This window comes from Pseudoxanthomonas sp. 3HH-4, from assembly GCF_006716465.1.
Classification (GTDB): Bacteria; Pseudomonadota; Gammaproteobacteria; order Xanthomonadales; family Xanthomonadaceae; genus Pseudoxanthomonas_A.
In genome coordinates this window covers 1,277,177-1,290,272 of the sequence record NZ_VFPB01000001.1, presented here as the reverse complement: position 1 = coordinate 1,290,272, position 13,096 = coordinate 1,277,177, and the positions used below count along the sequence as shown (strand labels likewise).

11 protein-coding genes are annotated in these 13,096 nt (G+C 65.4%); 6 read left to right on the top strand and 5 right to left on the bottom strand.

Going from position 1 to position 13,096, the window contains the following annotated elements; all coding sequences use genetic code 11:
* Window positions 1-19: 19 nt before the first annotated feature.
* Window positions 20-1,393: an MBL fold metallo-hydrolase gene (locus FB548_RS05845; RefSeq protein WP_142123763.1), complete on the bottom strand. Its 1,374-nt coding sequence runs from the start codon at window positions 1,391-1,393 to the stop codon at window positions 20-22.
* Window positions 1,394-1,578: 185 nt separating this feature from the next.
* Between FB548_RS05845 and FB548_RS05840 the strand changes: the two genes are divergently transcribed.
* The 3 genes from FB548_RS05840 to FB548_RS05830 all read left to right on the top strand — a co-directional run bounded on the left by FB548_RS05840 (window position 1,579) and on the right by FB548_RS05830 (window position 7,290).
* Window positions 1,579-3,660, top strand: coding sequence for a M13-type metalloendopeptidase (locus tag FB548_RS05840; RefSeq protein ID WP_185742019.1), 2,082 nt, complete (start codon window positions 1,579-1,581; stop codon window positions 3,658-3,660).
* A gap of 185 nt (window positions 3,661-3,845) precedes the next feature.
* Window positions 3,846-5,102 carry an aminopeptidase gene (locus FB548_RS05835; protein ID WP_142123762.1) on the top strand — a complete coding sequence of 419 codons (1,257 nt, stop codon included), beginning with the start codon at window positions 3,846-3,848 and terminating at the stop codon, window positions 5,100-5,102.
* Window positions 5,103-5,271: 169 nt separating this feature from the next.
* Complete coding sequence (locus tag FB548_RS05830) at window positions 5,272-7,290, top strand: M13 family metallopeptidase (protein WP_142123761.1); 2,019 nt, start codon at window positions 5,272-5,274, stop codon at window positions 7,288-7,290.
* 73 nt (window positions 7,291-7,363) lie between these two features.
* Here FB548_RS05830 and FB548_RS05825 read toward each other — a convergent pair whose 3' ends face one another.
* The gene (locus FB548_RS05825) at window positions 7,364-8,014 is read right to left on the bottom strand and encodes a rhomboid family intramembrane serine protease (protein ID WP_142123760.1); all 651 of its coding nucleotides are present in this window, start codon (window positions 8,012-8,014) and stop codon (window positions 7,364-7,366) included.
* Window positions 8,015-8,058: 44 nt separating this feature from the next.
* Complete coding sequence (locus tag FB548_RS05820; RefSeq protein ID WP_142123759.1) at window positions 8,059-8,397, bottom strand: MGMT family protein; 339 nt, start codon at window positions 8,395-8,397, stop codon at window positions 8,059-8,061.
* Window positions 8,398-8,438: 41 nt separating this feature from the next.
* Between FB548_RS05820 and FB548_RS05815 the strand changes: the two genes are divergently transcribed.
* Window positions 8,439-8,849 (top strand): hypothetical protein, encoded by a 411-nt coding sequence (locus FB548_RS05815; RefSeq protein WP_142123758.1) that lies wholly within the window; start codon window positions 8,439-8,441, stop codon window positions 8,847-8,849.
* 158 nt (window positions 8,850-9,007) lie between these two features.
* On the opposite strand, the gene FB548_RS05810 is transcribed toward FB548_RS05815, so the two are convergent.
* Window positions 9,008-10,129 carry an inorganic phosphate transporter gene (locus FB548_RS05810; RefSeq protein ID WP_142123757.1) on the bottom strand — a complete coding sequence of 374 codons (1,122 nt, stop codon included), beginning with the start codon at window positions 10,127-10,129 and terminating at the stop codon, window positions 9,008-9,010.
* A gap of 12 nt (window positions 10,130-10,141) precedes the next feature.
* Window positions 10,142-10,768 (bottom strand): DUF47 family protein, encoded by a 627-nt coding sequence (locus FB548_RS05805; protein ID WP_142123756.1) that lies wholly within the window; start codon window positions 10,766-10,768, stop codon window positions 10,142-10,144.
* 279 nt (window positions 10,769-11,047) lie between these two features.
* Between FB548_RS05805 and FB548_RS05800 the strand changes: the two genes are divergently transcribed.
* Entirely contained in the window at window positions 11,048-12,385 is a 1,338-nt protein-coding gene (locus tag FB548_RS05800) for a hemolysin family protein (RefSeq protein WP_142123755.1), read from the top strand.
* Between the two features lies 1 nt (window position 12,386).
* Entirely contained in the window at window positions 12,387-13,010 is a 624-nt protein-coding gene (locus FB548_RS05795; RefSeq protein ID WP_142123754.1) for an exopolysaccharide biosynthesis protein, read from the top strand.
* Window positions 13,011-13,096: the final 86 nt, after the last annotated feature.

The following is a 13,096-nucleotide window of genomic DNA, read 5'->3' as shown; positions in this document are numbered from 1 at the left end:
CGGGCCATGCGTGCAACCCTCAGACGTCCAACACCATTCCCGGCCTCGCCAGTTCCACCGGCGCGCCGTGGCGCTCCCCGATCTCGCCCGCAAGCGCTTCACGCGCCTTGTCTTCGCCATGCACGAGCACTAGTGGCGGCGACGGCTGGAAGTTGTCGTACCACGCCAGCAGGCCGCGCTGATCGGTATGCGCGGACAGGCCGCCGACCGTGTGGCGCTGGGCGTTCACGCGATAGTCGCGGCCGTGGATGCGGACCCACGAAGCGCCATCCACCAGCCGCCGGCCCAGCGTGCCTTGTGCCTGATAGCCGACGAACACGATGTGGGCGTTGCGGCGCCCCAGGTTGTAGCGCAGGTGATGCTGGATGCGTCCACCATTGGCCATGCCGGAACCGGCGATGATGATGGCGCCGTTCTCGATCTGGTTGATGGCCATCGACTGCTGCGTGGTCTCCGACACGTGCAGGTTGGGCAGGCGGAACGGATTGGGCGCCTGCGACCACACCCGCCGCGCATCCTCATCGAACAGTCCGTGGTGGCGCGCGTAGACATTCACCACCTTGGCCGCCATCGGGCTGTCCAGGAAGATGCGCCAGCGCGACAGCTTCCACGCCTCCCAGTGCCGGGCGAACCAGTACAGCAGTTCCTGCGTGCGCCCGACCGCGAAAGCGGGTATCAGCACGTTGCCGCGGTCGCGCCACGCATGGTCGAAGATCTCGCCGAGTTCGCGGATCGTCTCCGGGCGGTCGCGGTGATTGCGGTCGCCGTAAGTCGATTCCATCAACAGCAGGTCGGCCTGCGTGACCACGGCGGGGTCGCGCAGGATCGGCGTACCCTTCGGTCCCAGGTCGCCGGAGAACACCAGCTTGCGCCCTTCGGCCCACAGCTCGACGATCGCCGAACCGAGGATATGGCCCGCATCTCGCAGGGTGATGTCCACGCCCGGCAGGATGGTCGTGCGTTCGTCGTAGGGCAGCGGCTGAACCTGGCGCAGGGTCGCGTGCACGTCCTGCGCGGAAAACAGAGGCTGTGCTTCCGGCTCGCCACGGCGACGGTCGCGGTTGGCGCGCTCAGCCTCGGATTCGGACAGCGATGCCGTGTCCAGCAGCATGATCGGCAGCAGTTCCGCGCTGGCGCCCTGGGTATGGATGGGGCCCCGGAACCCGCGCTTGACCAGCAGCGGCAACCGGCCGACGTGGTCGATATGGGCGTGGCTCAACACCACCGCGTCCAGCGTGGCCGGGTCGAACGGGAATGGCTCGGCATTGCGCGCCTCGGCCTCGCGACTCCCCTGGATCAGGCCGCAGTCCAGCAGGATGCGCTTGCCGGCCGCCTCGACCAGGTGCATGGAGCCGGTGACTTCGCCGGCGGCGCCGTGGAAATGGACCTGCATGCAAATGCCCTCCTCGAACGTGCACCCAGTATGGGCCCTGCGGGGCGGGGAGGCATGACCTTCGACACACCTGCCCTCCCCGGGACAGGCGTAGAGTCGCGGCACGCCCCCACCCAGGGGGTTCCTTTTTTCCATTGCCCTGCCCGGGGCCGGAGTAGAACGTGATTGCCCGCAAACCCCAGATCCTGATGCTGTCGCTCGCCGTGGCCACCGTGCTGGCCGCCTGCGCCAAGAAGGAAGACGCCGCGCCCGCCGCCGATACCGCCGCCAAGGCGCCGGCCGCGCTGGAGCTGAAGCTGGACGAGAGCACCCTGCCGGGCGTGAACCGTTTCCAGATCGGCGACCTGGATACCACCAAGAACGCCTGCACCGACTTCGCCGGCTACGCGAACGGCACCTGGCTGGCCGCCAATGCGATTCCCAGCGACCGCACCAGCTGGGGCGCGTTCGAGATGCTGGCCGAGCGCTCCACCGCCATCCAGAAGCAACTGGCCGAGCAGGCCGCCGCGCACCCGGGCGCGACCGGCGTGGAGAAGATCGTCGGCGACCTGTGGGCGACCGGCATGGATGAGGCCAAGGTCAACGCCCAAGGCATCGAGCCGATCAAACCCATGCTGACGGCCATCGACGGCCTGCAGGACAAGGACGCCATCGTGGCGTACCTCAACGAGTCTGCCGCCAAGGGCCAGGCCTTCCTGTTCGGTTTCGGTGCCGAAGCCGACTTCAACAAGCCCGACACCAACATCGCCTACGCGTTCCAGGGCGGCCTGGGCCTGCCGGACAAGAATTTCTACTTCGACGCCGACAAGAAGACCATCCGCGACGAATACGTGAAGCACATCGCCAAAGTCCTGGAGCTGTCCGGGGTGGCCGCGACCGATGCGCAGAAGCAGGCCACCGACATCATGGCCTTCGAGACGCGCCTGGCGAAGGTGTCCAAATCGAACGAGGAAATGTCGCGCGACGTGTCGCTGTACTACAACCCGGTGACGTTGGCCGATGCGGACAAGCTGACGCCGAACTTCTCGTGGACGAAGTTCTTCGCTTCGCAGGGCGTGGCGCCGCAGGAGAAGTTCTCGCTGGCCGTGCCCGCCTTCCACCAGGAAGTCAGCACGATGCTGGGCGAAACCGACCCCGCCGCGTGGCGCGCCTACCTGCGCTTCCACACCATCGACGGTGCATCTCCCTACCTGAGCGACGCCTTCGCCAACGAGAACTTCAATTTCTACGCCAAGACGCTGCGCGGCCAGAAGGAGATCGAGCCACGCTGGAAGCGCGTGCTGGGCACCATCGAGAACCAGAGCGGCGAGGCGCTGGGCCAGATGTACGTGAAAGTCGCCTTCTCGCCGGAGTCGAAGGCGAAGATGGAGACGCTGGTGGCCAACTTGGGCACCGCGCTGAAAGCCCGCATCCAGAACCTGGAATGGATGAGCGACGAGACCAAGGCCAAGGCGATGGAAAAGCAGGCCGCGTTCACCACCAAGATCGGCTACCCCGACAAGTGGCGCGACTGGACCGGCCTGTCGACCGGCCGCGACAGCTACATCGGCAACGTGATCTCGGCCATGGAATTCAACTACAAGTGGAACCTGGGCAAGATCGGCAAGCCGGTGGACCGTACCGAATGGGGCATGCCGCCGCAGATGGTCAATGCTTACTACAACCCGCTGCAGAACGAGATCGTGTTCCCGGCCGCCATCCTGCAGCCGCCGTTCTTCGACCCCAACGCGTCGGATGAAATGAACTACGGCGGCATCGGCGCGGTGATCGGCCACGAGATGACCCACGGCTACGACGACCAGGGCAGCCGCTTCGGACCGAGCGGCAAGTTCGAGAACTGGTGGACCCCGGCCGACGCCAAGGGCTTCTCGTCCCGCACCGACAAGCTGATCGCGCAGTTCAATGATTACCGCACCAGCGACGGCCAGAAGATCAACGGCAAGCACACGCTGGGCGAGAACATCGCCGATCTCGGTGGCCTGGCCACGGCCTACGACGCGATGAAGGCGGCAGCCGGCGACACGCCTGACCCGAAGACCGACGGCCTGACGCGCGACCAGCGCTTCTTCCTCAACTGGGCCACCGTGTGGCGCCGCAACTTCACTCCGGAGGAACTCAAGAACCGCATCGCCACCGACGAACACGCCCCGGCGCAGTTCCGCGCGATCGGTGCACCGTCGAACCTGCCGGCGTTCGCGGCGGCGTTCTCCTGCAAGGCGGGTGACGCCATGGTGCGCAGCGGCAACCAGCATGTCGTGATCTGGTAAGTCCCGCGCAAGCGTGCGATGCAGGAAAGGCCCGGCGATGTCCGGGCCTTTCCTTTTGCGCATCCGCGGTTACGGTCCGCCCGACGGTCGGCCGTTCGAGAGTGTTCCGGGCGTCACCCCTGTGCTGGCCACGCATCGAGGGGGCGTTGTACGGCTGTGCTTCCATCCATCGAAGGAGGACTGCCATGACCCGTCTCACCGTGTCGATACTGGGCGCCGCGATCGCCTGCGTCGTGCTGGCCGCGTGCCAGAAACAGGAAACACCGCCCCCTGCGGACGCGCAGGCCACGGCTGAATCCACCGCCGCCGAGCCCTCCGAACCCGCCGCGCCGCCCGTTGACCTGGAGCAGCTTGCCCAGCGTCTGGTTGCCAGCGCAGCGGTCAAGGAGGGTGATGCCGTCATCATCGTCGGCAGGACCCACGATGCCGAACTGCTGGAAGACATCGCGCTGCAGGTGCGACGCGTAGGCGCTTTCCCGATGATCGAATACACCAGCGACCGGCTCGCCAAGCGGATGTTCTTTGATGTACCGGCGCAGTTCGACAGCCAGGCGCCGGCGCTGGACCTGGCGCTGTCGAAGGTCTTCGACGTGGTCATCTCGTTGAGCAACGGCACCTCGGAAAACCTGTTCGAGGGTGCGGACCCGCAGCGCGTGGCGGCGCGCGGCAAGGCCGGGGAAGCCATCGGCCAGGCGTTCATGAAGGAGAACGTGCGCCAGGTGGAGATCGGCAACGGCCTGTATCCCACGCCATGGCGCGCGCAACGACTGGGCATGTCCGAAACCGAGCTGGCCAGGACGTTCTGGGAGGGTGTCAACGTGGATCATGCCGCGCTGCAGACCCGGGGACAGGCGGTGAAAGGCGCGCTGGCCGCCGGCAACGAGCTGCACATCAGCCACCCCAACGGCACCGATTACCGGATGCGGATCCAGGGACGCCCGGTGCTGGTCAGCGACGGTGTCATTTCACCTGAGGACATCCGCAGCGGCGGACCTGCACTGCAGGTCTTCCTGCCTGCCGGCGAGGTCTACACCACGCCCGTCGCAGGCACCGGCGAAGGCCGCATCGTCGCCACCCGCGACTACTTCCGCGGGCAGGCCATCGACGACCTCGCCGTGACCGTCGCCGGCGGCAAGATCACCGCACTCACCGGGACAGGGCCTGGCTTCGCAGCACTGAAAGCCGAATTCGATGCGGTGGGCGATGCCCGCAAGAACGAAGTCTCGTTCTTCGACATGGGCATCAATCCGAACGTCAAATTGCCTTCCGGCAGCCAGGTGAGCAACTGGGTGCCGGCCGGCACGGTGACCCTGGGTCTGGGCAACAACCTGTGGGCAGGCGGCGACAACGCCCTCGCCTACGGCATGAATTTCTTCCTGCCCGGCAGCACGGTGACGCTGGACGGCAAGGTCATCGTGGACAAGGGGCAGTTGGCGTTGTGACGTCCTGGGTGGGCGGGCGCACGGACGCCTGCCCACCACGGCATGTGCGCTCTGTGACACAGCGCATGAATGCGTCGCCAAGACCGCTGGCAGATGTGGGGAAACGTGACCGGGCAGATGGGGCACGCTTGCTAGAATCGCCCGACCCCTGAACCCCTGGATTCTCCTGATGCCCAGCCCGCGCCCCGCTCTCGGCCGCCCCACCCTGATCGCCTTCGCCCTCGTCATCGCACTGGGCGCTCCCCAAGCCGAAGCGCAGCGCAAGAAGCGCGCGACCGCACCTGCCGTGAGCGCGCAGTGCACCGACTTCTATACCGCCACCAATGCGGACTGGCTGAAGAACAACAGCCTGCCTGCCGGTATCGGCAGCGTCAGCGTGCTGGGTGCCTTCCGCGAACGCACCCTGGAGCAGCAGCGCGCCCTGCTGGATGGCGCCATGAAGGCCCCGCAGGGCAACGTCCAGAAGCTGCTCGGGGACTTCTGGGCCAGCGGCCTGGACGAAGCCGCCGTGGAAGCGGATGGTTCCAGACCCATTGCGCCATTGCTGGACCGCATCAACGCCATCAAGAAGCCCAAGGATGTGGCGCCGGCCATCGCCGCGCTGCATCAGGTCGGCGTGCCGGTAACCTTCAACTTCAGTCCTGACGTGGACCTGCAGGCGTTGGACCGCCACATCGGCTACTTCATGCAGGGTGGCCTGGGCCTGCCCGACCCGGCCTACTACACCCGCACCGATGCCGACACCCGCGAACTGCTGGGCCGCTACCGCACCTACGTGAAGCAGGTGCTGGCCCTGACCGGCACGCCGGCCAACAAACTGGATGCCGAATCCGCACTGGTCATCGACCTGGAAACCAAGCTGGCTCAGGTGTCCAAGCCGTTGGTGGACTTGCGCAGCCCGTTCGCCAACTACGCACCCGTGCCCACGAAAGATCTGGGCAAGCAGTACCGCAATCTGCAACTGGATGCCTTCCTCAAGGTGCAGGGCGTCACCGACGACACCGTGTCGATGGCCGACCCTGCACTGTTCACGCGCCTCGATAGCCTCGTCGGCAGCCTGAAGCCGGACCAGTGGAAGGCCTATCTGCGCTGGCGCGTGGGTGACGCCATGGCACCGTACCTGGCAAAGCCCTTCCGCGATGCCGAATTCGAATTCCGCGGCCGCGTGCTGCGTGGCGAAGCGGCCCCGGCACCACGCTGGCGCCAAGTGCTGGATGCCATCAACCTCGCTGCCGGCCCGATGCTCGGCAAGGAGTACGCCGAGCGCTACGTGCCCAGCGAGCACAAGCGCCGGGCCGAGCAGATCGCCGGCCAGGTGCGCGACGCACTGGGTCGCGGCATCGAACGCAACACCTGGCTGAGCGAGGCCGCAAAGGCCGAAGCCAAAGCCAAGCTCGACAAGTTGAAGATCGAGGTCGGCACGCCCAGGCGCGACCTGGACTACAGCGTGCAGCCGATGGGACGCGGGAGCTTCGGCGGCAACATGCTGATCGCCTCCACCTGGCGCCATCGTGAGGAAATGAAGCGTATCGGCAAGGGCAACGCCGATCGCCGCTGGGACGTGCTGCCGCAGCAGCCTGCGCTGGCGTACGACCTGGCCCAGAACCGCTTGATCGTGACCGCCGCAGTGCTGCAGGAAGAGATCTTCGACGCAAAGCAACCGGCTGCCGTGCAGTACGGCGCGTTCGGCGCACTGGTCGGCCACGAGCTGAGTCGTGGTTTCGATGGGAAGGGGCGGATGGTCGATGCCAAGGGCCAGTTGCGCGACTGGTGGAGCGCAGCCGATGTGGCCGCATGGAATACATTGGGCAGCAGGGTGGCGACGCAGTATGGCGCTTACGCCTATCCGGGCCTGAAGAACATCAAGGTCAACGGCACGCTGACCCAGGACGAGAACCTGGCCGACCTGGCCGGTGTGGAACTGGCGTGGGATGCCTTCACCACCGCCGAGCCGCAAGCCAATGCCGCCGCCAGGCAGTCCTTCTACAAGGCATGGGCCACGCTGTGGGCGCAGAACCTGTCGGAAACCGAGGCCGCCCAGCGCGCCGCCGTGGACGTGCATGCACCTGGCCAGTGGCGCGCCAACGGCCCGCTGACCCAGCAGCCGGCCTTCGCCCAGGCCTTCACCTGCAAGGCAGGCCAACCGATGCAGGCGAAGGAAGCGGACCAGGTCCGGATCTGGCGCTGAGCCTCACGCGGGCATGATGGGAAAACGGCGCGGAATTCCGCGCCGTTTTTTCTTCATCCCCTTCCGGTATGGCCTATTTGACGGCGCGCAGGTGCGGCGGCTTGGGCTTGCGCGGTCCTTTGCGGAACGGTGGCTGGCCGCGCCAGTAGCGGATCATCAGCCATCCGAACAGCATGCCGCCGAGATGCGCGAAATGCGCCACGCCAGGCTGCAGGCCGGTGAAGCCGAGCACCAAGGCGAGGACCGCGTAGAAGATCACCAACGTGCGTGCCTTGATCTCCATCGGCAAGGGAAACACGATCATCCGCTGGTTGGGGAACAACATGCCGTAACCCAGCAGCAGGCCGAACACGCCACCGGATGCACCGACCGTGGCGTACGGCAGCGCGCCGGCGGACACCATCCACCATCCCACGATCAGCTGCAGCAGGCCTGCGCCCACGATGCACACCAGGAAGTAGGTCAGGAACCGCTTCGGGCCCCATGTCTGCTCCAGCGACGAGCCGAACATGTACAGCGCCAGCATGTTGAACAGCAGGTGCGTCAGACCACTGGTGTCGTGAAGGAAGCCGTACGTCAGCAATTGCCAGGGCATGAAGCCGTGGCCCACCGGCCACAATGCGAACCATGTCTGGAACGCATTGCCCAGCATGAGCTGCAGGAGGTAGACGCCGACATTGGCGATCAGCAGGTTCCGGGTGACAGGAAGCAAACGGGGAAACATGGGAAACCTCGTGACGGTCAGCTCACATCATAAGGGGCAGCGTGTCACCGCGCGCCTGGCCCCCACAGGGCGGCATCGAGGTCATCTTCCCTGCGCGGGCGTTTCACTCGTCCGTTCTCCACCTTCACGCCTTCCGCACGCAAGCGCTGGCTCTGTTCGCGGAACGCCTTCGAGCCGTCCGGGAACGCGATGCGACCATCCGACCGCAGCACGCGGTGCCACGGCAGCGTGGCGTCGTCGTTCTGGCTGAGGATGCGCGCGGTCAGCCGCGCACGGCCGGGCAATCCGGCGAGGTGCGCCACTTCGCCATAACCCGCCACCTGCCCGCGCGGAATGGCGCGGATGGCGGCCAGGATGCGATCTTCGGGAGACTTGGCGCTCATGGCGGATTAGCATAGCGGCATCGGCAACACGGGAGTACACCATGCAGAACTTCGAACAGGTGCGCGGCCACCTGCATTCCTCCGGCTACAAGGTGGCGATGCACGACGCCTACGTGGCCTGCGTGGAACTGTCGCTGGACAACGGAAAGCGCCACCAGTCCATCTTTCTTTCGGAACTGGGCAACGACGACGAGCGCGGCTACCTGCGCGTGAGCACGGTGATCGCACCGATGACCGGCATCGACGCCAAGCGCGCGCTGAAGTTCAACTGGCAGAGCAGCGTCGGCTATCTGGCCATCGGCGAACTCGACGGCGTGCCCTACCTGCAGCTGTGCGAGAACCGCCCCTACGAAAGCCTCAGCCCCGCGGAAGTGGATCGACTGGTGCTGGAGATCGGCGGCCTGGGCGACAGCATGGAACGCGCACTCTCAGCAGAAGGCGATCTGCTTTGAAGCCGTGATTGGTGATTGGTGATTGGTAATTAGCAAAAGCAAAGGGCGGGTCATTGACCCGCCCTTCTTGCATCTGGAATTGGGATATCTGCGGGTGATGACAGTTCCGCTCGTGCGAATCACCAATCACGAATCACGCATCACGAATCACCGCCCCATCACGCCCAGCCGATCGCTTCCAGCAGGCGCAGCAGGCCGTAGGCGATACCGCCGGCCGCCGGGATAGTCAGCACCCACGCCCACAGGATGCGTTCGATCACGCTGAATTTCAGCGCGCGCGGATTCTTGGCGAAGCCCACGCCCATGATGGCGGTGGAGATGCTGTGCGTGGTGGACACCGGCATGCCGAAGTGCGCGGCCACGGTGAGGATGGTGGCCGAACTGGTTTCCGCAGCGAAGCCGTTGATCGGGTGTAGCTTCACCATCTTGTGACCGAGGGTCTTGATGATCTTCCAGCCGCCCGACGCGGTACCCAATGCCATCACGATGGCGCAGGTGATGACGATCCACATTGCGATGTCCTGCTCGCCCGCCGCACCGGGATGCAGGAAGGCCAGCCAGCCCGGCAAGTCGTCCAGCGCCCCACTGGCCTCGGCACCGAACAGCGTCAACGCAATGATGCCCATGGTCTTCTGTGCATCGTTGTGGCCGTGCGCGTAGCCCATGTAGGCGGCGGACAGGATCTGCGCCTTGCCGAAGAACCTGTTGACGAAGTGCGGACGCGCCAGTCGTCCCAGCCAGCCGCCGGCCCGCGACAGCAGCGCGATCAGTCCCCACAGCGCCACCATCACCAGGATGCCGAGCAGGAAGCCTGCCACCGGCGAAGTGACCATCGGCAGCACCACCTTCCACAAGATGCCCTTGTTCTTGGTCCAGTCGCCCACCGTCTCGGACCAGATCAGCGCCGCCCAGTCATTGTGGGCGGCGGCAAGCGCGGCACCGCACAGGCCACCGATCAGGGCATGCGACGACGACGATGGAAGGCCCTTCCACCACGTGATCAGGTTCCACACGATGCCGCCGAGCAATGCACACAGGATCACCTGCGAGGTCACCTGCACCACGTCGGTGTTCACCAGGCCGGACGCAATCGTCTTGGCCACCGCCGTACCCATCAGCGCACCGACCAGGTTCATGCCCGCCGCCAGCATCACCGCCTGGCCCGGCGACAGCACCTTGGTGGCGACCACGGTGGCGATGGAATTGGCGGTGTCGTGGAAACCGTTGATGAACTCGAAGACGAGCGCGGCGAAGATCACCACCAGCACAAGGGTAAGCATGATGGAGACCCGTCAGCTGTTCTTGAGGACGATCTGGTACGCCACCACGCCGGCCTCGCGGCAGCGGTCGATGGCCTTCTCCAGGATCTCGAAGAACTCCTTCAACAGGAACATCTGCAGATGGTCCAGGCGACCGGAATAGATGTCGCGGTACAACTCCAGCATCAGCCGGTCGGCTTCGTTCTCGATCGCGCGCAGCTTCTCGTTGAGCGAGGTCATGCGATCGATGTTCATCTTCTTGATCTCATGCACCATCTCCACCACCACGCTGGACGCCTGCTCCAGCATTGCCGCGCGCGGCGCGAAGTCGATGCCGTCCAGGTGCTGGATGGCCAGCGAGTAGCGGTCGGCGAACTTCTCGACCTGCTTCGGGATCTTGTACAACGCCGAGCCCAGGGCCTCGATGTCCTCGCGCTCGATCGGCGTGATGAAGCTGTCCACCAGCGCCTTGCCGATCTTGTCCGAGGCCGCACGCTCTCGCAGGCGCGCCAGTTTGAAGGCATCGAGCGCCGGCTGGCGGTCGGTGGCCTTCATCATGATGTGCAGGGCCTGGGTGCTGTCGTGGGCGGCTTGGGCGGCCTCGTCCAACAGCGTGTAGAACTGCTGGCCGGAGCCGAAGATCGTCTGGAGGGAGAACATCGGGCGGTCCCACCGTCACGGGATGGACGGCTTCAAGGGACGGAATTATGACCGTTTCATGACTTTCCGCGACAGCCCGGCGACGCAAAGGCCGGGACACCGGGCCGGCATTGGCCGAATGCCTCGTTCAGGTTCACGTCTCGGCCCCCCGGCCGTTTGCTAAACTCGCCCCGCGCCTCCGGGTGCACCCTATGGACGACGACCCTACTTCCCCCCACTGTCCCCCGCGACAGATCCCGCCCGCCCTGCCGGCCCTCCTCGCCCTGAACGGAGGTTGCCGTGCTTGAGCTGCTTATCGTATTCGCCCTGGTCCTGCTGAACGGCTTCTTCGCCATGTCCGAGATGTCGGTCATGACCTCGCGCAAGAGTCGCCTCAAGCAGATGGCACAGACCAGCCACCGTGCCCAGCGCGCGCTGGACCTGTCAGAAAAGCCCGAGAACTTCCTGTCCACGGTGCAGATCGGCATCACGCTGATCGGTGTGCTGACGGGCCTGTTCGGTGGCGAAGCCATCGGCATGGCCATCGCCGACCGACTGCAGGGCATGTTTCCGTCACTCGCGGCCAGTTTCACCCTTGTGGGTGAGCCACAGCCCTGGTCGGAGCTGATCGGCAAGACGCTTGCCGTCGCCTTGATCACGTTCCTCACGTTGATCTTCGGCGAACTGGTACCCAAGCGTCTTGCGATCACGGCGCCGGAAACGATTGCCGGTGTCGTCGCGGTGCCCATGGGCTGGCTGGCGAAAGCCGCCTTCCCCTTTGTCTGGCTGCTCTCCCACAGCACCCGCCTGGTACTGCGCCTGCTGGGTCTGGGCAAGGACCAGGTCTCCACCATCAGCGAGGAAGAAATCCGCATGCTGGTGTCCGAAGGACACGAGGCCGGCGTGATCGACGTCGACGAGCGCAACATGATGAATCGCGTACTGCGCCTCGGCGACCGCACCGCCGACAGCCTGATGACGCCGCGCAAGAAGATCACCTGGCTGGATGCGTCAGCATCGTACGAGGAGAACCTGCAGACGATGCACGAGTCCGCGTTCTCGCGTTTCCCCGTGTATCGCAGCAACGACCAGGACGTCATCGGCGTACTGGAAGTGAAGTCGCTGCTGGACCGTTTCGGCATCGACAAGCCCGATCTTTTCATCAAGCTGCGCGAGCCGCTGTTCGTCTCCGAATCGACCCATGCGATGAAGCTGCTGGAGATCTTTCGCGAAGAGCAGCAATCGCTGGCGCTGGTCGTGGACGAATACGGCGAGATCCAGGGCCTGGTCACCCAGAGCGACCTGATGGGTGCCGTGGTCGGCCGCCTGCAAGCCAGCGAGAACACCGAGGATGCGCCGCTGGTGGTGGTGCGCGACGATGGTTCGCTGCTGGTGGACGGCTCGCTGCCGAACGATGACCTGCGTGAGTTGCTCGGCGGCGTGGCGCTGCCGGACGATGATGAGTACAACACTCTGGCCGGCATGATGATCGAACGCTTCGGCCGCATCCCGCATGTCGGCGAGCGGCTGGATTGGGCGGGCTGGCGTTTCGAGGTGGTGGACCTGGATGGCGCACGCATCGACAAGCTGCTGCTGCAGAAGCTGCCGGAAACCGACGGCGAAGACCTGGCCGTCTGACATGGCTCCCGATGCGACACCCCATACCAGCACAGTCGCCCTGCTGGACGGCTTCGCCACCGGCGATCCAGACGATGTACTGCGCCTGGGCGACCTGCTGAAGGACTTCGGTCCCGCCGCCTTCGGCATGCTGCTGTTCCTCGGCGTACTCCCCGCCTTCATCCCGGTCCCTGGCGTGGGCGGCGCCATCGGCGGCCCGATGGTGATCCTGGTGGGCGCGCAACTGCTGCTGGGCATGCGCAAGTTGTGGCTGCCGCAGTTCCTGGCCCGCCGTGGTCCTCATCGCAGCGCGATGATGCGCTTCCGTCAGCGCATGGCACCGTGGCTGCGCCGTCTGGAGAAGCTGGTGCGCCCGCGCATGGCCGCGTTCCTGGACAACCGCATCGCGCTCAGCTTCACCGGCCTGCTGCTGATCCTGCTGGGCCTGTTGCTTGCGCTGCCCATTCCGTTCACCAACTACGTGTTCGGCATCCTGCTGCTGTTGTTCGCTTTCGCATTGCTCGAACGCGACGGCGCGCTGCTGCTGGTGGCCTGGGTGGCAGGCGGCATCGCCATCGTGGTCTTCGGCTTCCTCTCCGGCAACCTGGTCGAATCGCTGACACAGCTGTTCGCGCGCTGGTTCTGACGCTTCCTGCTTTTGTAGGAGCGACGTGAGTCGCGACCGGAGCAATCAAACTGTCCTAGAAAAAAGAGCGCGCAGGGAAGGTCGGG